This window comes from Sphaerotilus sp., assembly GCF_034519685.1.
Classification (GTDB): Bacteria; Pseudomonadota; Gammaproteobacteria; order Burkholderiales; family Burkholderiaceae_C; genus Sphaerotilus.
Genome location: NZ_JAXHOF010000006.1, coordinates 618,347 through 642,150, shown reverse-complemented (window position 1 = coordinate 642,150; position 23,804 = coordinate 618,347). Strand labels below are relative to the sequence as shown.

19 protein-coding genes are annotated in these 23,804 nt (G+C 68.2%); 7 read left to right on the top strand and 12 right to left on the bottom strand.

The window, feature by feature from the left end; translation table 11 throughout:
- The first annotated feature begins 3 nt into the window (after positions 1–3).
- On the top strand, positions 4–1,422 hold the full coding sequence (locus U5O44_RS14130; RefSeq protein WP_322589093.1) for a sensor histidine kinase: 1,419 nt from the start codon (positions 4–6) through the stop codon (positions 1,420–1,422).
- Positions 1,419–2,051, top strand: coding sequence for a response regulator transcription factor (locus U5O44_RS14125; RefSeq protein ID WP_322589092.1), 633 nt, complete (start codon positions 1,419–1,421; stop codon positions 2,049–2,051). The genes U5O44_RS14130 and U5O44_RS14125 overlap by 4 nt, the downstream gene beginning before the upstream one ends.
- Positions 2,052–2,089: 38 nt before the next feature.
- Here U5O44_RS14125 and U5O44_RS14120 read toward each other — a convergent pair whose 3' ends face one another.
- Positions 2,090–3,793 (bottom strand): MFS transporter, encoded by a 1,704-nt coding sequence (locus tag U5O44_RS14120; RefSeq protein ID WP_322589091.1) that lies wholly within the window; start codon positions 3,791–3,793, stop codon positions 2,090–2,092.
- Between the two features lie 155 nt (positions 3,794–3,948).
- Complete coding sequence (locus U5O44_RS14115) at positions 3,949–4,638, bottom strand: YbaK/EbsC family protein (RefSeq protein ID WP_322589090.1); 690 nt, start codon at positions 4,636–4,638, stop codon at positions 3,949–3,951.
- Positions 4,639–4,707: 69 nt separating this feature from the next.
- Between U5O44_RS14115 and U5O44_RS14110 the strand changes: the two genes are divergently transcribed.
- Positions 4,708–6,576, top strand: a complete 1,869-nt coding sequence (locus U5O44_RS14110; protein ID WP_322589089.1) for a putative nucleotidyltransferase substrate binding domain-containing protein — start codon at positions 4,708–4,710, stop codon at positions 6,574–6,576.
- A 35-nt stretch (positions 6,577–6,611) separates the two neighbouring features.
- Here the strand turns inward: U5O44_RS14110 and U5O44_RS14105 are convergent, their stop codons facing one another.
- The 7 genes from U5O44_RS14105 to U5O44_RS14075 all read right to left on the bottom strand — a co-directional run bounded on the left by U5O44_RS14105 (position 6,612) and on the right by U5O44_RS14075 (position 14,830).
- Positions 6,612–8,819: a 3'-5' exonuclease gene (locus U5O44_RS14105; RefSeq protein ID WP_322589088.1), complete on the bottom strand. Its 2,208-nt coding sequence runs from the start codon at positions 8,817–8,819 to the stop codon at positions 6,612–6,614.
- Complete coding sequence (locus tag U5O44_RS14100; protein ID WP_322589087.1) at positions 8,816–9,205, bottom strand: response regulator transcription factor; 390 nt, start codon at positions 9,203–9,205, stop codon at positions 8,816–8,818. Before U5O44_RS14100 ends, U5O44_RS14105 begins: the two co-directional genes overlap by 4 nt.
- On the bottom strand, positions 9,180–12,014 hold the full coding sequence (locus U5O44_RS14095; RefSeq protein WP_322589086.1) for a sensor histidine kinase: 2,835 nt from the start codon (positions 12,012–12,014) through the stop codon (positions 9,180–9,182). Before U5O44_RS14095 ends, U5O44_RS14100 begins: the two co-directional genes overlap by 26 nt.
- Positions 12,015–12,050: 36 nt before the next feature.
- Positions 12,051–12,248, bottom strand: a complete 198-nt coding sequence (locus tag U5O44_RS14090) for a hypothetical protein (protein ID WP_322589085.1) — start codon at positions 12,246–12,248, stop codon at positions 12,051–12,053.
- Between the two features lie 21 nt (positions 12,249–12,269).
- Positions 12,270–12,662 (bottom strand): hypothetical protein, encoded by a 393-nt coding sequence (locus U5O44_RS14085; RefSeq protein WP_322589084.1) that lies wholly within the window; start codon positions 12,660–12,662, stop codon positions 12,270–12,272.
- 100 nt (positions 12,663–12,762) lie between these two features.
- Positions 12,763–14,571: a sodium:solute symporter family protein gene (locus U5O44_RS14080; RefSeq protein WP_322589083.1), complete on the bottom strand. Its 1,809-nt coding sequence runs from the start codon at positions 14,569–14,571 to the stop codon at positions 12,763–12,765.
- A 7-nt stretch (positions 14,572–14,578) separates the two neighbouring features.
- Positions 14,579–14,830, bottom strand: coding sequence for a DUF4212 domain-containing protein (locus U5O44_RS14075; protein ID WP_322589082.1), 252 nt, complete (start codon positions 14,828–14,830; stop codon positions 14,579–14,581).
- A gap of 312 nt (positions 14,831–15,142) precedes the next feature.
- On the opposite strand from U5O44_RS14075, the gene U5O44_RS14070 reads away from it, so the two are divergent.
- Positions 15,143–15,631 (top strand): PIN domain-containing protein, encoded by a 489-nt coding sequence (locus tag U5O44_RS14070; RefSeq protein WP_322589081.1) that lies wholly within the window; start codon positions 15,143–15,145, stop codon positions 15,629–15,631.
- Positions 15,632–15,664: 33 nt separating this feature from the next.
- Here U5O44_RS14070 and U5O44_RS14065 read toward each other — a convergent pair whose 3' ends face one another.
- Complete coding sequence (locus U5O44_RS14065) at positions 15,665–18,262, bottom strand: DNA topoisomerase III (RefSeq protein ID WP_322589080.1); 2,598 nt, start codon at positions 18,260–18,262, stop codon at positions 15,665–15,667.
- 141 nt (positions 18,263–18,403) lie between these two features.
- Between U5O44_RS14065 and U5O44_RS14060 the strand changes: the two genes are divergently transcribed.
- Genes U5O44_RS14060 through U5O44_RS14050 form a run of 3 tightly spaced genes read left to right on the top strand, consistent with a single transcriptional unit; the run spans position 18,404 to position 20,481 of the window.
- Positions 18,404–18,901 carry an SET domain-containing protein gene (locus U5O44_RS14060; protein WP_322589079.1) on the top strand — a complete coding sequence of 166 codons (498 nt, stop codon included), beginning with the start codon at positions 18,404–18,406 and terminating at the stop codon, positions 18,899–18,901.
- Positions 18,902–18,931: 30 nt separating this feature from the next.
- Positions 18,932–19,720, top strand: coding sequence for a biotin--[acetyl-CoA-carboxylase] ligase (locus U5O44_RS14055; protein WP_322589078.1), 789 nt, complete (start codon positions 18,932–18,934; stop codon positions 19,718–19,720).
- Positions 19,714–20,481, top strand: a complete 768-nt coding sequence (locus U5O44_RS14050) for a hypothetical protein (RefSeq protein WP_322589077.1) — start codon at positions 19,714–19,716, stop codon at positions 20,479–20,481. Before U5O44_RS14055 ends, U5O44_RS14050 begins: the two co-directional genes overlap by 7 nt.
- A 60-nt stretch (positions 20,482–20,541) precedes the next feature.
- Here the strand turns inward: U5O44_RS14050 and gap are convergent, their stop codons facing one another.
- Both gap and tkt read right to left on the bottom strand, forming a co-directional pair.
- Positions 20,542–21,543 carry a type I glyceraldehyde-3-phosphate dehydrogenase gene (gap, locus tag U5O44_RS14045; RefSeq protein WP_322589076.1) on the bottom strand — a complete coding sequence of 334 codons (1,002 nt, stop codon included), beginning with the start codon at positions 21,541–21,543 and terminating at the stop codon, positions 20,542–20,544.
- A 111-nt stretch (positions 21,544–21,654) separates the two neighbouring features.
- Positions 21,655–23,706: a transketolase gene (gene tkt, locus U5O44_RS14040; protein ID WP_322589075.1), complete on the bottom strand. Its 2,052-nt coding sequence runs from the start codon at positions 23,704–23,706 to the stop codon at positions 21,655–21,657.
- Between the last annotated feature and the right edge of the window lie 98 nt (positions 23,707–23,804).

Here is a 23,804-nt window from a genome sequence, read left to right as displayed (position 1 = left end):
ACCATGTCCTTCGCCGTACCACGTCCACGCAGCCAGAGCCTGAGCCTGCGTCTGCAGATCCACCTGATCGTCGCCGCCTTGATGGGCTTGTTTGTCGTGGCGGTCATCGCCTTGCAGCTCGACGCCACACGGCGCAGCGTGCGCGAGGAAATCACCGCCGGCAACCGGGTGGCCGCGCAGCTGCTGCAACGGGTCAGCTGGGTCTACGCCAGCGCAGGGCCGCAGGCGCTGGTGCAGTTCCTGGAGCAGCTCGGCCGCGTCCGTGCCAACGACATCCATTTCGAGTCGGACGACGGGCAGGTGCTTTTCACCTCGCCGCCGGCCACCTACAAGCAAGGCCGCTACGCCCCCGACTGGTACAGCGCGCTGGTCTCGCCGGCGCTGGAGCGCCAGGTCATCCAGATGTCTGGCGGGCGGCTCACGCTGCAGACCGAGCCCTCGCGCTCCGTGCTGGACGGCTGGGACGACTTCGTGGTGCTGGCCGGCACCGGGGCAGCCGTGCTGCTGCTGCTCAATCTGGCGGTGTTCTGGGGCGTCGGGCGGGCGCTCAAGCCGCTGCCGACCATCGTGCAGGGACTGGCGCGCCTGCAGCAGGGCGACTACGCCGCACGCCTGCCCGCCTTGCCCGGACGCGAAGCCGGCGTGATCGGGCAGGCTGTCAACCAGCTCGCCGAGGCGATCGAGGCCGAGATCGAGGCCCGCATGCGCGCCTTCGAGGCCGAGCGCACGCTGCTGGAAAGCCGCGAATTCGCCCGCCGCCTGGAGGCGCACACCGAGACCGAGCGCCGCGCCATCGCCCGCGAGCTGCACGACGAGTTCGCCCAGTCGGTCACCGCCATCCGCTCGCTGGCGCGCACCGTCACCGCCCGCCTGGGCGAGCGCGACCCGACCAGCGCGCAGGCGTCCGGCCTGATCGCCGACGAGGCGGCGCGGCTGTACGAGGCGATGCACGGACTCATCCCGCGGCTGGCGCCCCCCGCGCTGGACGACCTGGGGCTGGCAGATGCACTGACCGAGCTGATGGACGCCTCACGCAGCCGCTACGGCGACATGGCGCTGGAGCTGAGCCTGGTCGGTCTGGAGCAGAGCCAGTCGCTGCCGGTCGAGCCGGCCCGCGCCGCCTACCGTGTCGCCCAGGAGGCGCTGACCAACGCGCTGCGCCACAGCGGCGGCACGCGGGTACAGGTCCGGGCAGAGGCGGACCCGACCTCGCTGCAGCTCAGTGTCGAGGACGACGGCCAGGGCCTGCCTGACGACTGGGCGCGGCGTGGACACTACGGCCTGCGTGGCCTGCGCGAGCGCGTGGCGACGCTGGGCGGGCGGCTGAGCGTGCAGCGCCGCACCGAGGGGGGCACCCGCGTGCAGGCGTGGCTGCCGCTGCAGCACGGCCACGACATGTCGACCCCTGGAGAACCCACATGATCCGCGTGATGCTGGTCGACGACCACGCGCTGGTGCGCATGGGCTTCCGGATGCTGCTGGGCGAGTACCCGGACCTGGCGGTGGTCGCAGAAGCCGACAGCGGCGAGCAGGCACTGCTGACCGTGGCCGGTGCTGCGCCGGACGTGGTGGTGCTCGACATCTCGATGCCCGGCATGGGCGGGCTGGAGACGCTGCGGCGGCTGCGGGCGCGCGACGGCGCGCTGAAGCTGCTGATGCTGTCGGCGCACGACGACAGCGCCCACGCACGGCGGGCGCTGGACGCCGGGGCGATGGGATTCCTGTCCAAACGCAGCGCGCCGGAAAACCTGCCGGAAGCGATCCGGGCCGTGGCCTCGGGGCGGCGCTGGCTGGATGCGGACATCGCCCGCCAGCTCGCCCTGGCCGCGATCGACGGCAGCGAGAACCCGGCGGAGCGGCTGTCGTCGCGCGAGTTCGAGGTCTTCGTGCAGCTCGCCCGCGGCCGCTCGGTGCAGGACATCGCAGGCGATCTGAAGCTGTCGGCCAGCACCGTCGGCACCCACCTCTACCACGTCAAGCAGAAGCTCGACGCCGCCAACCAGGCGGAGCTGACGTTGCTGGCGCTGCGCTGGGGGCTGATCGAGGCCTGAGCCTGAGCGGGGCCGGGTGGGGGCAGCCCCCGGGCCGCTCAGTCATCGGCGCAGATGTCGCGGCCGCGTGTCTCGCGCACCAGCAGCAGCCCGATCAGCAGCGTCACCGCCGCCACCCCCACCGGGTACCAGAGTCCCTGGTAGAAATTGCCGGTGTGGGCCACGATGGCAAAGGCGATCGACGGCATCAGCCCGCCGAACCAGCCATTGCCGATGTGGTAGGGCAGGCTCATCGAGGTGTAGCGGATGCGGGTCGGGAACATCTCGACCAGCAGCGCCGCGAGCGGGCCATAGACCATCGTCACCAGCAGCACCAGCCCGGTCAGGATCAGCAGGATGCGGACATGGTCGATCTGTGCCGGATCGGCACGCTGCGGGTAGCCCGCCGCATCGAGCGCGGCCCGCACACGCTGGCGGAACTCCGCCACCGCCCGGGCGCTGGCGTCGTCGAAGGCGTGTCCGTCGGCCGTGGTGCGGGCCTGGGGTGGCGTGATCTCCGCCGACCCGATGCGCACCACGGTGGCGGACCCGGGTGGCAGGGCCTGTCGGTCATGGCCGGCCGACTGCTCGCTCAGGAAGCGCCGGGCGATGTCGCAGGGTGAGGTGAAATCGGCCTCGCGGGCGATGGGGCTGCCCTGGAAGGAGCAGGTGGCCGGATCGGCCACGACGACGATGCGCTGGGTGGCCTGTGCCCGGGCCAGCGCCGGGTTGGCGGCTTCCGTCAGCCCATGGAACATCGGAAAGTAGCCCACCACCGCCAGGGCCAGGCCCGCCATGATGATCGGCTTGCGCCCGATGCGGTCGGACAGCGCGCCGAAGAACACGAAGAACGGCGTGCCGATCACCAGCGCGACCACGATGAGCCACTGGGCGGTCGAGGGATCCACCCGCAGCACGCTGATCAGGAAGAACATCGCGTAGAACTGTCCCGTGTACCAGACCACCGCCTGCCCGGCCACCACCCCGAACAGGGCCAGCAGCACCAGGCGCAGGTTGGGCCAGCGTCCGAAGGATTCGGAGATGGGGGCCTTCGACGTGCGGCCGCGCTCGCGCAGGCGCAGGAAGGCCGGCGACTCGTTCATCGACAGCCGGACCCACACACTCACCGCCAGCAGCACGATCGACAGCAGGAAGGGAATGCGCCAGCCCCATTCGGCAAAGGCCTCTTCCCCCAGCAGGAAGCGCAGCCCCAGCACCACCGCCAGCGCCAGCACCAGGCCCAGCGTCGCCGTGGTCTGGATCCAGGCGGTGTAGTAGCCCCGCTGGTTGTGGGGCGCGAATTCGGCCACATAGGTCGCGGCGCCGCCGTATTCCCCGCCCATGGCCAGCCCCTGCATGATGCGCAGCCCGATCAGCATCACCGGTGCGGCCATGCCCACCGCCTCATAGCTCGGCAGCACACCCACCACGCAGGTGGCGAGCCCCATGATGAGGATGGTGACCAGGAAGGTGTACTTGCGACCGACCATGTCCCCGAGTCGGCCGAACAGCAGCGCGCCGAATGGCCGCACGATGAACCCGGCCGCAAACGCCAGCAGCGCGAAAAGGAATGCCGCAGTGGGGTCGAGGCCGCTGAAGAACTGGGCGGCGATGATCGGGGCCAGCGCACCGTAGAGGTAGAAGTCGTACCACTCGAAGACCGTTCCGAGCGATGACGCGAACACCAGTTGACGATCTTCGCGGCGCATGGGCCGGCGCACAGGCGGTGAAGCCAGTGCGTCCGGCTTAGGGGAACTGGACATCGTGTTGTCTCCTCGCAATCGTCTGTCTTGGTCTGCGGACCCGGCGTCGCTTGCCCGGGGTCCGTTCGACTTTCGGAATCTCATCTGACCGTGGACTGACAAACCAGGGGCTGGCCATGCCAGCAGCCCCCCGGTTTACCCGGAGGCCGCGGCCCTCAGGCGGTGTCCGCATGCCGCTGCGCAACCCGCTCCAGCACCTGTCGGCGCCCGGCGTCGTCCAGCCGCGACCACGCCGCGATCTCGTCGATCGTGCGCAGGCAACCGGTGCACAGCGCACGCTGCGCGTCCATGCGACAGATGTTCACGCACGGGCTGGCCACCACCGGCACTTCCACGGCATCGGCCACGACATCGGCCACGGGGGCGCCAGGAGACAACCGGGCCAGCTCCTCGGGCGTGAGCGAGAACACCGCGTTCGGATGTCCCGCGGCGGCCCAGATCCGGTCGAAGCGCCAGAGATCGCGGTCGAGCAGTGCCACGGGCGGACGGGCATGGGCGACCGGCGCCACACCGCCGATCACGAAACCGGTGTGCTCGCGCACGAACGCCGCGCTGGCACGGCCGATGGGTCCGGTGCGGGCGGCCACCTTGCGCTCGTCGACCCGCCGGTCACCGGACGTCACGACCAGCACCGCCACCCCGTCGGCCTCCCGGCGAAACACCACGCTCTTGGCGATCTGCCCGACCGCGACCCCCAGCGCGGCAGCCGCTTCTGCGGCCGTGCGGGCGGCCACGTCGAGCCAGACGGGCGCGTGCGGATGGGCGTGCGCATGCAGCCAGGAGGCCACGGTGCAGACACGCTCCGAGGGATAGACAGCGGGCACAGGAACTGGTGCGTCGGACATGGGCAAACCCCGAGAAAACGTTGCGCTGACACAAACCCCGCGCAGCAGGCACGGCGCTACAGTGGCCGGATGAATACCGCCCATGCGCCCAGCCTGTATGCGGACCTGGCCGAAGCCATGTCCCGCCACCGTGTCTTTGCCGTGCTGGACGCTCCGGCGCGTGCGGCACTGGCCGCCGACATGGTGGTCGAGCAGATTGTCGCCGGTCAGACCGTGCTGGCCACCGAAGACCACCACGCGCAATTGTGCTGGCTCCTGCAAGGACAGGCACAGGCCCGGGATCCGGACAGCGACGCCCCCGACCTGCTGCTGCAACCCGGCGAACTGTTTGGCGCCGCCCCCGCAGGCGCCTTCGCAGCCACCGCCTGGCCCGTGCATGCCCTGACCGCGGTCACCGTGGCCCGGCTCGACCGCGACACGCTGGTGCGCTGGTGCCAGCAGGTGCGCGCACTGCAGTTCTTCTTTCCCGGCCTGGGCCGCGAGCCCGCCGCAGCGGGCACCGACGCCAACCTGCACCTCAGCCTGATCACCCGCCCGGTCGGCAGCCTGCTGCGCCACCCGCCGGTGACATTGCCGCCCACCGCCACGATCCGGCAGGCCGCACAGGCCATGCGCACCCACCGGATCTCGTCCATGCTGATCGTCGAGCAGGACCACCTGTTCGGCCTGATCACCGACCGCGACCTGCGCAACCGTGTCGTCGCCGACGGGCTGGACATCGACCGGCCGCTGATGGACATCGCCACACTGGCGCCGCTGTCGGTCGAGGCGCGCGAGCCGGCATTCCAGGCGCTGCTGCTGATGGCACGCCACAACATCCACCACGTTCCGGTCGTCGACGGACACCGCCCGGTCGGCATGGTAACCACCACCGACCTCACCGAGCACTACAGCACCTCGGCCGTCTACCTGGTCAGCGACATCCACAAGCAGGCCGACCTGGACGGACTGGTCAACGCCGCCAGCAAGGTCCGCACACTGCAGCGCAGCCTGGCCGCCGCCGACGCCACCGCCTACAGCAGCGGCCACATCATCACCGCGATCACCGATGCCCTGACCAGCCGGCTGCTGCAGCTCGGCGAGGCGCGTTTCGGCCCGGCCCCGGTGGACTATGTCTGGGTGGCGGCCGGCTCGCAGGCCCGCAACGAACAGACCGCCCGCTCGGACCAGGACAACTGCCTGGTGCTCGACGATGCCTACGACGAGGCGCAGCACGGCGCCTATTTCGACGCCCTGTCGCGCTTCGTCTGCGACGGGCTGGACGCCTGCGGCTACATCCACTGCCCCGGCGAGATGATGGCGATGACGCCCACCTGGCGCCAGCCACGCCAGCGCTGGGCCCAGTATTTCCGCAGCTGGACCGCCCAGCCGGAGCCGAAGGCGCTGATGCTGACCTGTGTCTTCTTCGACCAGCGCGCCATCCACGGCCGCACGGAGCTGCTCGACGGGCTGCGCCGCGAGATGCTGGCCAGCACCTGCAACAACCGCATCTTCCTGGCCCACATGGTCAGCAACGCACTCGGCCACACGCCCCCGCTGGGCCTGTTCGGCCAGATCAGCCCGGCACGCAGCGGCGAGCACCGCGGCACCATCGACCTCAAGCACCACGGCATCGTGCCCATCGTCGACCTGGCACGGGTGTATGCGCTGGCGGGCGGCCACGAGGCGGTCAACACCCACGACCGGCTGGTCACCGCCGCCGAGAGCCGCGAGGTCAGCGAGCAGAGTGCGCACGACCTGCGGGACGCGCTGGAATTCCTGGCGATGCTGCGCATCCGCCACCAGGCGCGGCAGATCGAACAGGGCCAGGCTCCGGACAACTTCCTGCGGCTGGACGAACTCTCGAACCTGGAGCGGCGCCAGCTCAAGGACGTGTTCTCGGTGGTGGCCGAGTTGCAGAACGTGCTGTCGAAACGCTACATCGCCGGGCGGTTCTGAGGCACGGCGGGCCGATCAGCCCGTCCGTCAATCCGTCAGTATTTGAGCCGGGCGAAATAGCTCTGCTGCTGGGCCTGGCGGGCCTGGCCCAAGGTGTGGATGCCCTTGTCGGCCAGCAGCGGAATCAGGCGCAGGAACACCTCGGCCGTCACCATCGCGTCGCCCAGCGCAGTGTGGCGTCCGATCACGGTGATCTGGAAACGCTCGGCAATGGCTTCAAGCCGGTGCGAGTCCTGGTGCGGATGCACCACCGCCGACAGCAGCAGCGTATCCAGCACCGGATGGTCGAAGCGCAGGCCCGTCAGCGACTCCTTGATCTGCAGGAAGCGCAGGTCGAACGCCGCGTTGTGCGCCACCAGCACCGTGTCGCGCGCAAAGGCATGGAAGGCCGGCAGCACCCGCTCGATCGTCGGCTGGCCTTTCACCATCTCCGGCTGGATGCCGTGGATCGGAATGGAGGCGGCCGGGATGCTGCGCTGCGGGTCGACGAGCTGCTCGAACGACTCCTGGCGCAGCAGCTTGCCGTTGACGACCCGCGCCGCGCCGATCTGGAGGATCTCGTCGCCCTCGGACGGGTTCAGGCCGGTGGTTTCCGTGTCGAACACGGTATAGGCCAGGTCGATCAGCCGCATCTCGTCGAGTGCCCCCGCCCCGGCGCCCGCGCCACTGGCCGCGAACAGGTCGAAATCGTAGTACTCGGGCCGGCTCTGGCTGTGGACAAATGCCACCGGCGCCGTCCCGGCAGCCGGCCGCACCGGCGCTTCGGCGCAGGGCAGCAGGAAGCGGAAGAAGGCCTGGTGACGCACCCGCTCCCGCTCGAACCAGAACTCGCCGCCATGCCGCTGCACGACATCGCGCACCGTCAGCGTGCTGGCGCCCTCGTCCCCGACACGCATGTTGTCCATCTCCCAGCTCATCACCGTCTCGGTGCTCATCGACTGACCCATCCAGACCAGGTCGAGCTGCGCGCGTGTCCCGGCGGGCCGCAGCCGCAGCCAGAACTGGCGGACCTCGTGCTCCGACACCAGCCGATCGGCCAGATAGACCAGGGCCAGCAGCAAGGAATAGCTGTCCACCTTGAGCCACACCTCGGCGTCCACCTCGTCGGCCGACACGCGCAGACCAGGCTGCGCGGCCAGTCGCCGCTGGGCGACGGTGACGAGGTCGGCGCCGTGCATTTCCTCCAGCGGCCAGCGGGTGCCCATGTCGCGCGCACTGCGCTGGGACCAGGCCGCGACACGGTCGCCCATGCGCAGCGCCTCCTCGCGGATGACGGCCAGGAACCGCTCGCGGGTGGCCGTGTCGATGTCGCCGTAGTCCAGCACCTCGACCGCAGCCTGCAGGTTGCCGAGTGCGGCACGCTGGCTTTCCATCATCTCGTTGAGCTGCTGGTCGCGGGTGGACTCCTGCTCGAAGTCGCGCGTGATGTTGTCCACCATCAGCACAAAACCGTCGATGACCGGCGCCCCGCCCTGAGGACCGGACTGCACCGGCGTCAGGTGGACCCGCAGCATCTGGGCCGACAAGGTCGTGGTGACGAACTGCGCCGCGGGCCGGGCATCGCCGCGCAGCAGCCGGTCCTGCGCCCGTTCGAGCGCGTGGGCGACCAGGTGGCGGTCCAGCACCGAGTAGATCGAGCGCCCGAGCCCGATCACGTCCGCCCCGTCGGCCACGGACGGCCCGCTGGACAGCGCCCGGAACTGCTGCCGCGCCTGGCTGTTGTAGAGCAGGATGCGGCCGTCAAGGTTGCACACCACCACGCTCTGCTTCAGCTCGGACATCAGTGCGGCGAGCCGGTTGCGCTCCTGTTCGACGTGCTGGCTGGCCTCGCGGACCTGCAGGGCCATGTCCTCGCGCAGTCGGCGGCGCTGTCGCACGAGTTCATTGAACGCCTGGGCCAGACCGCGCTGCGCCGGCGTGCCGCGCGGCACCAGTTCGCGCTCGACATCGGTGGTCAGCAGCACCTGCGCATCCTCCAGCAGCGCGTCCGCACTGCTGAAGCCGCGCCGCCAGAGCTGCCCTGCGGCCCAGGCCGCCAGCCCGAGCATGGCCAGCATCGTCAGCAGCAGCAGCGGCAGGCGCGGCAGCAGGTGCTCGGCCAGCCAGGTCCGCTCAGTGTCCTCCAGCGTCGAGACCACCAGCGCCGTGCTGACCCCGGCCCACAGCAGCAGGCCGGCCGCCACCACGGCCATGCCGAGCACGATGGCACGCCGGGCCCCGGGAATCGGACGGCGCGCGCTCATGTGCCACCCCGCGTCGCGGCAGTCGCCAGCAGGCTGCGCACCCGCTCGACCAGTTCGCGGGTCGAGAACGGCTTGGTCATGTAGGCGTCCGCGCCCAGCGCCAGCCCCTTGGCCACATCGGTTTCGCGGCCCTTGGCGGTCAGCATCAGGATGCGCGTGGCAGCCAGCGTCTCGTCGGCGCGGACCGCCTGGCAGACCTCGAACCCGGTCTTGCCGGGCATCATCACGTCCAGCAGCACCAGATCGGGCCGCTCGCGCTGCACCGCCGCCAGCGCCGCCGCGCCGTCCGCGGCCACGCAGACCTGGAAGCCTTCGCGCTTCATCAGGAACTCCAGCGACAACAGGATGTTGGGTTCGTCGTCAGCGATCAGGATCTTGGCAGTCATCGGTCTTGTCTCCTCGGGTCGCGGACAGCTGGGCCTTTGCCATGTCCGTCCTGTTCCACGGTAGCGTGAACACGAAGCACGCACCTTGTCCGTCGTCAGTTCCGGGGGAAGCTCCCGCCCCCGCTTCCAGCCACATGCGCCCGCCGAAATGCTCGACGATCTGGCGGCTGATCGGCAGACCCAGCCCCGTGCCTTGTGGTCGGTTCAGGTGGTCGCCCCCTTGGCGGAACTTCTCGAAAATCAGCTCCCGCTGCGCCACCGGCACACCCGGCCCGTTGTCCTGCACCCGCACCGTCACGCCATCAGCATCGGACTGCAGTCCGACAAGGACCTGACCCGTGCCTGCAGGCACGAACTTGGAGGCGTTCGACAACAGGTTCAGCAGCACCTGCGTGAGCCGGTCCGGGTCGGCCATGAGCACCGGCACCTGCGCCGGCAGGGACAGCACCAGCCGGGCGCCCCGTTCGCGGAACAGCTCCGCCGTGGTCTGCGCCGCCTGCTCGACCAGGCGGCACAGGTCCACTTCCGTGGTGTGCCACTCGGCATGGCCCGATTCGATCTTGGCCAGGTCCAGCACCTGGTTGACCAGCCGGCTCAGGCGTTCGGTCTCGGCCACGATGATGCCCAGGAAGCGCTGGCGGTCATCGGCCGCCATGTCCGGGTCGTCGCACATCATCTCCGACAGGGCGCGGATCGAGGTCAGCGGCGTGCGCAGTTCGTGCGTGACCGACGACATGAAATCGTCTTTCAGGCGGTCGAGGCTCTTGAGCTGCTCGTTGGCGGTGCGCAGCTCCTGGGTGGCCCGCTGCAGCGAGGCCGACTGTTCCTCCAGCGCATGCGAATAGGCGCGCAGCTGCGAGGCCTCGTCGAGGATGCGCATCACGTCGTCCATGCCGAGCGGCTCCTCCTCGACGACGGCCGCCACCATGGCGTGGGCGCTGGCGCTGCCGATGGCACCGGCGAGCTGCGTCTCGACGAACTGCACGAGCCGGGCATCCGGAATGATGCGCGTCGAACTGTCGAGTCCGAGGCTGCGGGCGTGCGCGTCGAACAGGCGCTGCGCCCGCACGGGGCCGAGAAAGCGTGCCAGCAACTGGTGCAGGTCGCCGGTCTTGGCCCGCCCGCGCCAGAACACGGGCGCTTCGCGGGCGGTGCCGGCCGGTGCGCGGGTGAAGACATCGACGAACAGCAGCGCCTGTGTGGCCTCACGCGGCGACGGCGTGCGCCACAGGGACAGGCCCACATAGGCCGCCACATTGAGCAGCAGGCTCCAGAACAGCGAATGTGTCAGGTTGTCGAGTCCGGACAGGCCGAGGAACTGCTCGGGCCGCAGCAGCGCGATGCCCCAGGGGCCGTCACGCAGGAAGTCATCCGCCAGCCAGCCCGACTTGGCGATCGATGGCAGCATCAGCGTCCAGGCCCAGACCGCCGAGCCCAGCAGCAGCCCGGCCAGTGCCCCCAGCCGGGTGCCGCCCCGCCAGTAGAGCCCGCCCAGCACGGCCGGCGCGAACTGCGCCACCGCGGCGAAGCTGATCAGCCCGATGCTGACCAGCGCATACGCCTCGCCCGCGAGGTGGTAGTAGACATAGCCCAGCAGCAGCACCACCAGGATCGCCACCCGCCGCACCGTCAGCAGCACCCCCGTCAGGTCGCCCCCGTGCTCAGCCAGCCGCGCCACACGCGCCGTGCGCAGCAGCCAGGGCAGCACCAGGTCGTTGCAGACCATGGTCGAGACGGCAATCGCCTCCACGATGACCATGCCAGTGGCCGCCGACAGTCCGCCGATGAAGGCCAGCAAGGCCAGCGCCTGCTGCCCCTGCGACAGCGGCAAGGACAACACGAAGGTCTCCGGATTCATCGTGCCCGGACCGAAATGCAGCAAGCCGCCCAGCGCGATCGGCAGCACGAACAGGTTGATCAGCAGCAGGTACAGGGGAAATGCCCAGACGGCCCGGCGCAGGTGGCGCTCGTTGACGTTCTCGACCACCATCACCTGGAACTGCCGGGGCAGGAAGATCACCGACAGCATCGCCAGCAGCGTCAGCGCAAACCACTGGACATGGTCGAACCGGCCACCACGGTCGATGTGCAGCAGCGCCGCCAGCTCCGGCACGGCCGCCACCCGGTCGAACAGGTCGACCGGCCCGGCGAACAGGCCCCAGGTCACGAACAGGCCCACCGCGAGAAAGGCCAGCAGCTTGACCACCGACTCGAAGGCGATCGCCGCCACCATGCCCTCGTGGCGTTCGGTGGTGTCGAGGTGGCGGGCGCCGAAGACCATCGTGAAGCCCGCCAGCGCGAGCGCCATGTAGAACGTGCCGTCCCGCCACCAGGACGGTGGCGGACCCGGCAGTTGCCCGAGCGGCGTCGTCAGCAGCGCGAAGCCGCTGGCGATGGCCTTCAGCTGCAGCGCGATGTAAGGGACGATGCCGACCACGGTGATCAGCGTCACGAGTCCGCCCAGCGTGCGGCTCTTGCCATAGCGGCTCGCCACCAGGTCGGCGATCGAGGTGATGCGGTAGCTGCGCGACAGGCGGATCATCTTGCGCACCACCAGCCAGGCCAGCACCATCGCCAGCGTCGGCCCCAGGTAGATCGGCAGGAACCAGATGCCTGCGGTAGCGGCGCGGCCGACACTGCCGAAATACGTCCAGGCGGTGCAGTACACACCCATCGAGAGCGTGTAGACCCACGGATTGGCGATCACCGAGCGCCCCGCCTGCGCGCGCCGGTCGGCCTGGTGGGCGACGACAAACAGCACCAGCAGGTAGGCAAACGACGCCGTCAGGACCAGGGAGATCGGCAACATGGCGAAGGGCCTCGGACGCCGCCGACTCCGGCTGCGCTAGTCGGGCTGGCGCTCGACGATCCACGCCACCAGCGCGATCAGTCCGGCCCAGATCAGGAACAGCGCCAGTGGCAACAGTGGCAGCCCCGCCACACGCGCCTCCTGGCCCCACAAGGTCAGCAGCGGGAAGTTCAGCAAGGCCCAGCCGGCCACGAAGACGGCCCATAGCCGCTGGGTGAGCAAGGCGCGCAGCATGGGTGTGGCCTGTGGTCGAGTTCAGGCCGTCCTGGCCTTGGCCTTGTCGGAACCTTCACGTGCTGCGGCACCGTGGGCTTGGCGTCCCAGCGCAAAACTGATGAAGAACTTGGACCAGATCGTGGTGCCAGCAATCGCGTTCCAGGTCTCGAAGTCGAGCAGGCCCAGACCCACCGACACGATCACGTAGACCGCGATCACCCCGGCGACCAGGTTGATCATCATTTCGTAGGGTGCCCAGCGCTCGGGTTGCGGCGCAGGCTCGCCGCGCTTGAGGGCGACCTCCGAGAAGTCACGCTGGACACCGATGCGCCACGCACGGCGCAGCCAGAAAAAGGCCATCGGAAACAAGGCGAGGAACAGGATCCACGTCATCGCGACGGACACATCGAACACCATCTTCAGCTCCTTCAAGAAAAAAGCCCTGCCGGCTCGCGCAGGCAGGGCCTCGATCAGCAGATCTTGTCAGGGATGTCCCGTGGTCACCACCGGACATGCCCTGACCGCATACCGATCAGTGGGCGCCATCCACCATCTTCGAGCCGCGCGGCACGCGCACGGCTTCGACCATGGCCTGGATGTGGCTCGGCGTGGGCTGGGTGACCTTGTACACCGCGAAGGCGACAGCAAAGTTCACCATGGCACCAACAGCCCCGATGGCTTCCGGCGTGATGCCGAAGAAGCTGTTCGGGCCGCCGATGGCGTCAACGAACTCGGTGCCCTTCACGAAGAAGATGCCCTTGTGCGCAAACACGTAGAACAGCGTCACCAGCAGACCAGCCACCATGCCGGCCATCGCGCCTTCCTTGTTCATCGTCTTGGAGAAGATGCCCATCATGATGGCGGGGAACAGCGAGGAGGCCGCGATACCGAAGGCCAGTGCCACCGTGCCGGCGGCGAACCCCGGAGGGTTCAGGCCCAGCCAGCCGGCAATCACGATGGCCACAGCCATTGCAGCCTTGCCTGCAAGCAGCTCGTTCTTCTCGCTGATGTCCGGCACGAACACGCCCTTGACCAGGTCATGCGAAACCGCAGCGGAAATGGCCATCAGCAGACCCGCAGCCGTGGACAGCGCGGCTGCCAGACCACCCGCCGCCACCAGCGCGATCACCCAGTTGGGCAGCAGCGCGATCTCGGGGTTGGCCATCACCATGATGTCCGGGTTGACGGTCAGCTCGTTGCCCTTCCAGCCCGCCGCGTCCATCTTGGCCTTGGCCGCTTCGTTCTTGGTCTTGTCGTTGTAGTACTGGATACGGCCGTCGCCGTTCTTGTCCTCGAACTTCAGCAGACCGGTCTTTTCCCAGCGCTTCATCCAGTCCGGACGCTCTTCGTTCTTGAGGCTGGCATCCGCTGCGTACAGGTCACCACCGGTCTTGACGGCCGAGTTGACAGTGGCATGCAGGTTCAGCTTGGCCATTGCAGCCACGGCCGGAGCGGTGGTGTACAGCAGGGCGATGAAGATCAGGGCCCAGCCAGCCGACGAGCGTGCGTCCTTCACCGTCGGGACGGTGAAGAAGCGCATGATCACGTGCGGCAGACCGGCGGTACCGATCATCAGCGACAGCGTGTACATGAACATGTTCAGCAGGCTGTTGTTCGGCACCGAGGTGGTGTACTGGCCGAAGCCGAGGTCAGTCACCACGGAGTCGAGCTTCTGCAGCAGCGTCATGTCGGTGCCGACATAGCCGCCACCCAGGCCCAGCTGCGGGATCGGGTTGCCGGTCAGCTGCAGCGAGATGAAGATCGCCGGCACGGTGTAGGCCAGGATCAGCACGATGTACTGCGCCACCTGGGTGTAGGTGATGCCCTTCATGCCGCCGAACACCGCGTAGGCGAACACGATCGCCATGCCGATGTAGATGCCCATTTCACTGGACACGCCCAGGAAGCGCGAGAACGCCACGCCCACGCCCGTCATCTGGCCGATGATGTAGGTGATCGAAGCGGTCAGCAGGCAGACCACAGCCAGCGTCGAGGCCGACTTCGAGTAGAAGCGGTCACCGATGAACTGGGGCACCGTGAACTTGCCGAACTTGCGCAGGTAAGGCGCCAGCAGCATCGCCAGCAGCACGTAGCCACCGGTCCAGCCCATCAGGAACAGACCGCCGCCGTAGCCCATGTTGGCGATCAGGCCGGCCATGGAGATGAACGACGCCGCCGACATCCAGTCGGCTGCGGTGGCCATGCCGTTCATCTTCGGGCCGATGGCGCCACCGGCTGCGTAGAACTCTGAAACCGAGCCCGCGCGGGCCCAGATTGCAATGCCGATGTAGAGCGAGAAGCTCAGACCGACCACGATGTAGATGGTAGTTTGAAGATCCATGATGGCCTCAGTCCTCGTGAACGTCGAACTGACGATCGATTTCACCCATCTTCTTCCCGTAATAGAAGATCAATGCGATGAAGATGTAGATCGAACCCTGGTGTGCGAACCAGAACCCGAGCGGATAGCCACCCAGCTTGATGTTATTGAGTGCTTCAGCGAACAGGATGCCTGCGCCGAACGACACCACGAACCAGACCACCAAGATCCGGCCCAGCAGACCAAGCGTGGCGTTCCAATACGCCTTGCTGTTGTCCATTGTTGTCTCCAGAAAAGTTACTCCACCCTGATCCCTGAGGATCCGGACCGGACGTACATGGCGGAATTCAAGCCCCCGCCAACATTACGTAAGGGACTGTGTTGACCATCGCTTACACCGAACTGATTTCAAGTACAGGGACAAACCCGGGTGGCGCAACAGCACAAGGCGAGAAATTTCGCATGAAACGGCGTTTCCCGCGGATGGTCCGGCCGCGGTCCATCCCGGCCGGCGGGATCATGCACACGGACTCGCTACGCCACCATGACACGTGCACAAGACCCAAGACCCTGTCCGACCCTGCCGGCCTGCGTGGACACGGACGTCGAGACCGGCACGGCGCGCCCGCTGCGTGTGGTGATCGATTCGGCGGTGGTCACGTCGGCACTCGTGTTCGGCGGGGCGCCGTCCGCACGGCTGCGGCGGGCCTGGCAGCGCGGTTTCTGCCGACCGATGGTGTGCAAGAGCACGCTGATGGACCTGCAGCACATGCTGGCCGATGCGCGGCTCGGCTTCTCGGCGCAGGAGGTGATGCGGATGCTGGGGGAGTATCTGCCCTACGTGCTGAAAGTGCGGGTGCCCGAGGCGGCCCGGCCCGGCGACGGCATCCCGGACACCCTGCCCTTCGTGCAACTGGCGATGGCGGGCAAGGCCCATGTGCTGGTCACGGCAGACCCGCCGCTGCTGAACGCCCGGCATGGCCTGCCATTCGCCGTGATGCCCCTGGATCCGTTCCTGGATCTGCTGAGGACGTCCGCGATCGCACCGACCCCGTTGCGGGGGGCGAAGACACCCCGCTGACCCCGCTGACCTCGTCGGCCAGCGGATCGTCCATCAGCCGGCGGTCTTCTTCGCCGCCGCCTTCTTCGCCGGCACCTTGGCGGCACGCGGCTCGAACTCGAACCCCACCTTGCCCTCCTTCTTGTCGTAGACGAGGAAGGCCTTGAACTTGCGCTTGGTCTTGTTCGAGACAAAACCGTCGAGCAGCGCCGTCTTGCCGGTGGTCAGCAGCAGTGTCACCTGCTCCGGGGTCACCGGCTGCTGCAGGATGACCTTGCCGGTCTTGAAGTCGCAGGTCGCCGCCGTGCCGACCGCGTGCTCGCAGACGTAGTTGGTGCCGTGTTCATGCACCGCGCTGCCGCACTTCGGGCAGCGGCCCAGCGACGACTGGCCGGTGAAATCGACCGCCTCGGACTCCTCGGCCTCCTTGCGGGCGTCGTCGCCGAAGTCGAATTCGAGCTTCCAGTTGCCGACCTCCTCGTCGCGCACCAGCTTCAGCTCGGCCGTGAACGGCCAGCCGGCCTTGGAGCGGAAGCCTTCCAGCGGGCCGATGTGGTGGTCGGTGAGGAAGGTCTCGGCCTCGTGCAGCTCGAAGCTGCGCCCGGCCGGGATCTTGCCGATCGAGAAGCCACAGCCGGTGCCGTGGCCGTCCGCGCCAGTGCAGGCGAAGCGGCGGTAGTTCTCCTTGACCACGCCGCCGCAGTTCGGGCAGGGTGCGGCCAGCGTCGCGTAGTCGCCGGGGATGGTGTCGCGGTCGTATTCCTTGGCCTTGGTGACGACGCGGCGCGCCATGTCGGCAATGCCCTGCATGAAGTCGGCGCGGCTGAGCTGGCCCTTCTCCATCAGGTTGAGCTGGTGCTCCCACTGGCCGGTCAGCTCCGGCTTGGTCAGGTCTTCCACCGCCAGCCCGCGCAGCAGCGTCATGAGCTGGAAGGCCTTGGCGGTCGGCACGAGGTCGCGGCCGTCGCGCAGCAGGTACTTCTCGGTGATGAGGCCTTCGATGGTGGCCGCGCGCGTGGCCGGCGTGCCCAGGCCCTTTTCCTGCATCGCCGCCTTGAACTCCTCGTCGTCGATGAGCTTGCCGGCGCCCTCCATCGCGCTGAGCAGCGTCGATTCGTTGTAGCGCGCTGGCGGCTTGGTGCGCAGCGCGGCGATCTTCAGCTCGTCGGCGGTGACGACCTCACCCGGCTTCACCGCCACGAGGTTGGCGTCCTCGCCCGCGGCTTCCTTGCCGTAGACCGCCAGCCAGCCCGGGTTGACCAGCACCTTGCCGTTGGTCTGGAACTGGTGCTCCTTGAGCGCACCGTTCACGGCTGCATTCACCTGCGTGATGCGGGTCGTGACCATGAACTCGGCCGACGGGTAGAACACCGCGATGAAGCGCTTGACCACCAGGTCATAGAGCTTGGCCTCGATCTCGCTCAGGCTCTTGGGGGCCTGCAGCGTCGGGATGATGGCGAAGTGGTCCGAGATCTTGGTATTGTCGAAGACACGCTTGGTCGGCTTGACATAGCCTTCCTTCAGCGCCTTGCGGGCGTGGGTGGCGAGGTCCTGCAGCGGGCCGGGCAGGTCTTCGCTGGCGATCATGTCCAGCGTCTGCTTCGCCACCGCAACATAGTCCTCGGGCAGCGCCCGCGCGTCGGTCCGCGGATAGGTCAGCACCTTGTGCTTCTCGTACAGCGCCTGCGCGATCGACAGCGTGGTCTTGGCCGAGAAGCCGAAGCGCGAGTTGGCCTCGCGCTGCAGCGTGGTCAGGTCGTAGAGCAAGGGGCTGGCCTGCGTGCTCGGCTTGGCCTCCTCGCGCACCGTGCCGGACTTGCCACGCACCGCGTCGGCGATGGCCTTGGCTTCATCAGCGTTCCACAGGCGGTCGCTGCGGCGCTCGGCATCGTCGTCCTTCCTGAACTTGGGGTCGAACCACTTGCCTTCGTAAACGCCAGCATCAGCGCCGAAATCAGCCCGAACTTCCCAGTAATCGCGCGCAACGTGCTTGCGGATCTTCTCCTCGCGCTCGACCATGATCGACAGCGTGGGTGTCTGCACCCGGCCGACGGTGGTGAGGAAGAAGCCGCCATCGCGCGAGTTGAACGCGGTCATGGCGCGGGTGCCGTTGATGCCGATCAGCCAGTCGGCCTCGCTGCGGCTGCGCGCGGCGTCGGCCAGACCGCGCATGTCGGCCTCGCTGCGCAGCTTGCCGAAGCCGTCGCGGATGGCCTGCGGCGTCATGCTCTGCAACCACAGGCGCTGCACCGGCTTGCTGCCGGTCTTGCTGCCCAGCGCGTACTGCTCGATCAGGCGGAAGATCAGCTCGCCCTCGCGCCCTGCGTCACAGGCGTTGATGAGGTCGGTGATGTCCTTGCGCTTGACCAGCTTGACGACCGCGCTCAGGCGGCTCTTGGCCTTGTCGATCGGCGCCAGCTCGAAGTGCGGCGGCAGCACCGGCAGGTGCGCGAAGCTCCACTTGCCGCGCTTGACGTCGAATTCCTCCGGTGCCTTGATCTCGACCAGGTGGCCGACGGCGGAGGTGACCACGTAGCGGTCGTTCTCGAAGTGGTCGTCGTGCTTCTCGAACTTGCCGCACACCGGGGTCAGCGCACGGACGATGTCCTGCGCCACGGAAGGCTTCTCGGCGATGACGAGAGATTTGCTCATGATGTTCGAACTCTGCTGCTGCGGCACCTGACCCTGTGTCAGCGTGCTCCCTACAATCCATGGCGATACGCCTGCACGCGTGCACGCACACACACGGGTACGCGCACGCCCACACCCCAATCTAACCAATCTCGCACTGCCATGTCAGCACCGTTGCCGGATCCGACCGCGCCGCGCCCGCCTCTGCCACCGGGCCAGCGCCGTCTGCAGGTACGCCGCTCCGGGGTACACGGCAAGGGGGTGTACGCCCAGGTCGGACTGCGGGCGGGCGAGATCATCATCGAATACAAGGGCGAAGTCATCCCGTGGAGCGAGGCGCTGCGCCGCCATCCGCGCGACCCGTCGGACCCGAACCACACCTTCTACTTCCACGTCGACGACGACCGCGTGATCGACGGCGGCGTGCGCGGCAACTCGGCGCGCTGGATCAACCACGCCTGCGCGCCTAACTGCGAGACCGAGGACGACGGCGGCCGCATCTTCATCAAGGCGCTGCGCGACATCGTGGCGGGCGAGGAGCTGTTCTTCGACTACCGCCTGGTGATCGATGAACGCTACACGGCGAAACTGAAGAAAGCCTACGCCTGCCACTGCGGGGCGGCAAATTGCCGGGGTACGATGCTCGGCCCCAAGCGCTGAACCGGCGCCTTCCAACCCGAACACATCACCATGCTGCACTGGGACGCCGAAACGCTCTGGCAAGACCTGGAACCGCGGGCGCCCGGCCTGAGCGTCGAGGTGCTGGCCGAGACCGGCTCGACCAACACGCTGCTGCTCGAACGCGGTCGCCAGGGCCTGGACGGGCCGTGTCTGCTGGTCGCCGAATGCCAGACCGCCGGCCGGGGTCGGCTGGGGCGGCCCTGGTGGTCCCAACCCGGTCAGGCCCTGACGTTTTCGCTCGGCCTGAAGCTGGCGCCCGCCAACTGGAGCGGCCTGTCGCTGGCGGTCGGGCTTGCGCTGGCCGAGGCGCTGGGCGAGCGCATCGGCCTGAAATGGCCCAACGACCTCTGGCTGCGCAGCGAGGACCGCAAGCTCGGCGGCATCCTGATCGAGGTCGCGCCACTGGCCGTGCCGACCCAGCGCCCCGGTGAGCGCTGGGTCGTGGTCGGCGCAGGCCTGAACGTGGCGCCACTGCCCGAGGGACAGGCCAGCGCCGACACCTTCCGCACCGGCTATGCCTGCCTGCAGGAGTTCGAGCCGGGTCTCACCGCCCCGCAGCTGCTGCACCGCGTGGCCCGCCCGCTGCTGGACGCCGTGCTCGCCTTCGAATCCACCGGCTTGGCGCCGCTGCTGTCCCGCTATGCCGCGCGCGACGTGCTGGCGGGCCGGGCCGTGTCTGCCGGCGCGCTCACTGGCGTGGCCTGCGGACTTTCCGCTGACGGCACGCTGCAGGTACGCGACGCACAGGGCACGGTCCACGCCCTCCACAGCGGCGAAGTGAGCGTGCGGCCATGCTGAGAACCCTGGTGGTGGTGCTGATGCTGGCCAATCTGGCCTTCTACGGCTGGACACAAGGCTGGCTGACCAGCGTGCTCGGCCTCTCCCCCGAAGGAGACCGCGAACCGCAGCGCCTGAGCGCGCAGATCGAGCCGGGCGCGCTGCAGGTGCTCCAGGCCGGCAGCACGGCACGGCCGGCGCCGGAACCCGCAGTCGCCGCCGTCTCAGCCCCCGCAGGACTGCCTGCCACGAGCGCGCAGATCCCCGCACCGGAAGCCTCCGAGCCACCGACCACCGCGTCCGTGCCCGCACCGCCCCCGCCCATCTGCCTCGAAGCCGGTCCGTTCACGCCAGCCGAGTGGCGTGCCGCCGAGAACGCCTTGCGCAACACGCTGGGCGAAGGCCCCTGGCAGCTCATCACCCGGGAGAAGCCGGGCAACTGGATGGTCTACGTCGGCCCCTACAAGAGCCGCGTCATCATGGACAAGCGCGCCGAGCAGCTGCGCAAGATGGAGATCGCCTTCGAGGAGGCGCAGGATCTGCCGGCGGAATACCTGCCGGGCTTCCTGTTCGGCCGCTACGGCGTCGAGGCCGATGCCCGCGCCCTGCAGACCCGGCTGACGGCGCAGAAGGTCAAGTACGTGCGCGTGGTGCCGCTGGTCAAGCCGACGACGCTGCACACGGTGCGCATCCAGAAGGCCGACGCGGACATCCAGGAGCGTGTGGCCGGACTCAAGCCCCGGCTGAGCGGGCACCTCTTCGAGGCCTGCAAGCGGCCATGAAAAAGGCCCCTTGCGGGGCCTTCGGCACAGTGGCGACAGGGGCCCCAAGGCCCCAGCGGATCAACCGGCGATGACGCGCGCCATTTCCAGGCACTTGTTCGAGTAGCCCCACTCGTTGTCGTACCAGGACACGACCTTCACGAAGGTGCTGTCCAGCGCCAGACCGGCTTCGGCGTCGAACACCGAGGTGCAGGGCTCGCCACGGAAGTCGGTCGCGACGACCTTGTCTTCGGTGTAGCCCAGCACGCCCTTCATGGCGCCTTCGCTGGCGGCCTTCATGGCGGCGCAGATCTCGGCGTAGGTGGCGGGCTTGTCCAGCTCGACCGTCAGGTCCACGACCGAGACGTCAGACGTCGGCACGCGGAAGGCCATGCCGGTCAGCTTCTTGTTCAGCTCGGGGATCACCACGCCCACGGCCTTGGCCGCGCCCGTGCTCGACGGGATGATGTTTTCCAGGATGCCGCGGCCGCCGCGCCAGTCCTTGTTCGACGGGCCGTCCACGGTCTTCTGCGTGGCGGTGGCAGCGTGCACCGTGGTCATCAGGCCGCGCTTGATGCCCCAGGTGTCGTTGAGCACCTTGGCGACCGGCGCCAGGCAGTTCGTCGTGCAGGAGGCGTTGGAGATGATGGCCTGACCAGCGTAGGTCTTGTCGTTCACGCCGTAGACGAACATCGGGGTGTCGTCCTTCGACGGGGCCGACAGGATGACCTTCTTCGCGCCGGCCTTCAGGTGGGCTTCGGCGGTTTCCTTGGTCAGGAACAGGCCGGTGGACTCGATGACGATGTCGGCACCGACGTCGCCCCAGGCCAGCTCGGCCGGGTTCTTCACCGCGGTCAGGCGGATCTTCTTGCCGTTGACGACCAGGCTGGTGCCGTCGACCGAGACTTCACCCTTGAAGCGGCCGTGGACCGAGTCGTACTTGAGCATGTACGCCAGGTAGTCCGGCTCCAGCAGGTCGTTGATGCCGACGATTTCGATGTCGTCAGCAAAGTTCTGCACCGCAGCGCGGAACACCATGCGACCGATGCGGCCGAAGCCGTTGATGCCAATCTTGATGGTCATGGGAAAACTCCTGTGGGAATGGGAAACCTGGAAACCTGAAAACCTGAGACCGGAGACTCGAAACAGCCCGCGAAAACCCGGGCAAATCACCCGAGTTTCGCGTGTCCGGCCTTATTCGCCGAGGACTTTGCGCACGGTGGCCACGACGTTCTCCGTCGTGAAGCCGAAATGCTTGAACAGGACACCGGCCGGAGCCGACTCGCCGTAGGTGTCGATGCCGACGACGGCGGCGCAGCCGTACTTCCACCAGAAGTCGGTCACGCCCATCTCGACGGCGATGCGCGGCACCTTGCGCGGCAGCACCTCGGACTTGTACTCGACGCTCTGGCGGTCGAACACGGTCGTGCTGGGCATGCTGACCACGCGGATGGCGACCTTGTCCTTGGCGAGTTCAGCCTGGGCTGCCAGCGCGAGCTGGACCTCGGAGCCGGTGGCCACGATCACGGCGTCGGGCTTCTTGCCCTTCTTGAAGCCGACATCGCTCGGCTCGGACAGCACGTAGGCGCCCTTGGTGATCTGGTCGGCCGAGGTCTTCGGCGCGTAGGGCAGGTTCTGGCGCGACAGCAGCAGCGCACTCGGGCGGTTGCGGTTGGCCAGCGCCATGGTCCAGGCGACCGTGGTCTCGCAGGTGTCGGCCGGACGCCAGACGTCCAGGCCCGGGATCAGGCGCAGGCTGGCGGCGTGTTCGATCGACTGGTGGGTCGGGCCGTCCTCGCCCAGGCCGATGGAGTCGTGCGTGAAGACGTGGACCACGCGCAGCTTCATCAGCGCGGCCATGCGGATGGCGTTGCGGCTGTAGTCGCTGAAGGTCAGGAAGGTGCCGCCGTAGGGGATGTAGCCGCCGTGCAGCGCCACGCCGTTCATGATCGCGGCCATGCCGAACTCGCGCACGCCGTAGTTGATGTGGCGGCCGAGCTGGCCTTCGGCGTTGCGCACCGGGGCACCCGCCGCGTCGAAGCGCAGCGCGGGCGTGCTCTTCGTGTTCGTCAGGTTCGAGCCGGTCAGGTCGGCCGAGCCGCCCAGCAGTTCCGGCAGTTGCGCGGTGAAGTGCTCCAGCGCGAGCTGGCTGGCCTTGCGGGTGGCGACGGTCTCGGCCTTGTCATGGGCATCGCTGACCGCATCGACCGCGATCTCGGCGAAGGCGTCCGGCAGGTCGCCGATCATGCGGCGCTCGAACTCGACGGCCTGCGCCGGGCAGGCGCGCACATAGGCTTCGAAGCGTTCATCCCACTCGGCCTGTGCGGCGGCACCAGCGGCGCGGCAGTCCCACGCGGCGGCGACGTCGGCGGGAATGGTGAACGGCTCGGCCGACCAGCCCAGCGCTTCGCGGGTCAGCGCGATCTCGGCCGCACCCAGCGGCTCGCCGTGGGCCTTGGAGGTGTTGGCGCGGTTCGGCGAGCCCTTGCCGATGTGCGTCTTGCAGACGATCAGCGTCGGCTTGTCGGCGCTGCGCTTGGCCTGCGCGATGGCGGCGTCCACGGCGTCCACGTCATGGCCGTCCACCGCGTCGATGACGTTCCAGCCGTAGGCGGCGAAGCGCTGCGGCGTGTTGTCGATGAACCAGGGGGCGACCTGGCCGTCGATCGAGATGCCGTTGTCGTCGTACAGCGCGATCAGCTTGTTCAGCTTCCACGCGCCGGCCAGCGCACAGGCTTCGTGGCTGATGCCCTCCATCAGGCAGCCGTCGCCCAGGAAGGCGTAGGTGCGGTGGTCGACGATGGTGTGGCCGTCGATGTTGAACTCGGCGGCGAGCAGCTTCTCGGCCAGCGCCATGCCGACCGCGTTGGTGATGCCCTGGCCGAGCGGGCCGGTGGTCGTCTCCACGCCCGGGGTCACGCCGACTTCCGGGTGGCCCGGGGTCTTGCTGTGCATCTGGCGGAAGGCCTTCAGGTCGTCGAGCGACAGCGCGTAGCCCGTCAGGTGCAGCAGCGCGTAGATCAGCATCGAGCCGTGGCCGTTCGACAGCACGAAGCGGTCGCGGTCGTGCCAGTGCGGGTTGGCCGGGTTGTGCTTGAGGTGACGCTTCCACAGCGCCACACCGATGTCGGCCATGCCCATCGGGGCGCCGGGGTGGCCGGAGTTGGCCTGTTGCACGGCGTCCATGGCCAGTGCGCGGATGGCGTTGGCCATCGAGGAAGTGAGGGAAACAGGTGTGGCGGCCATGGACACAAGCAGAGTAGGTGTGGTCGGAAGGGCGAATCGAGGATTTTAAACGGCAGCGCCATGCGGCCCGCTGAAACATCCCTTGACGGCCGTCAACC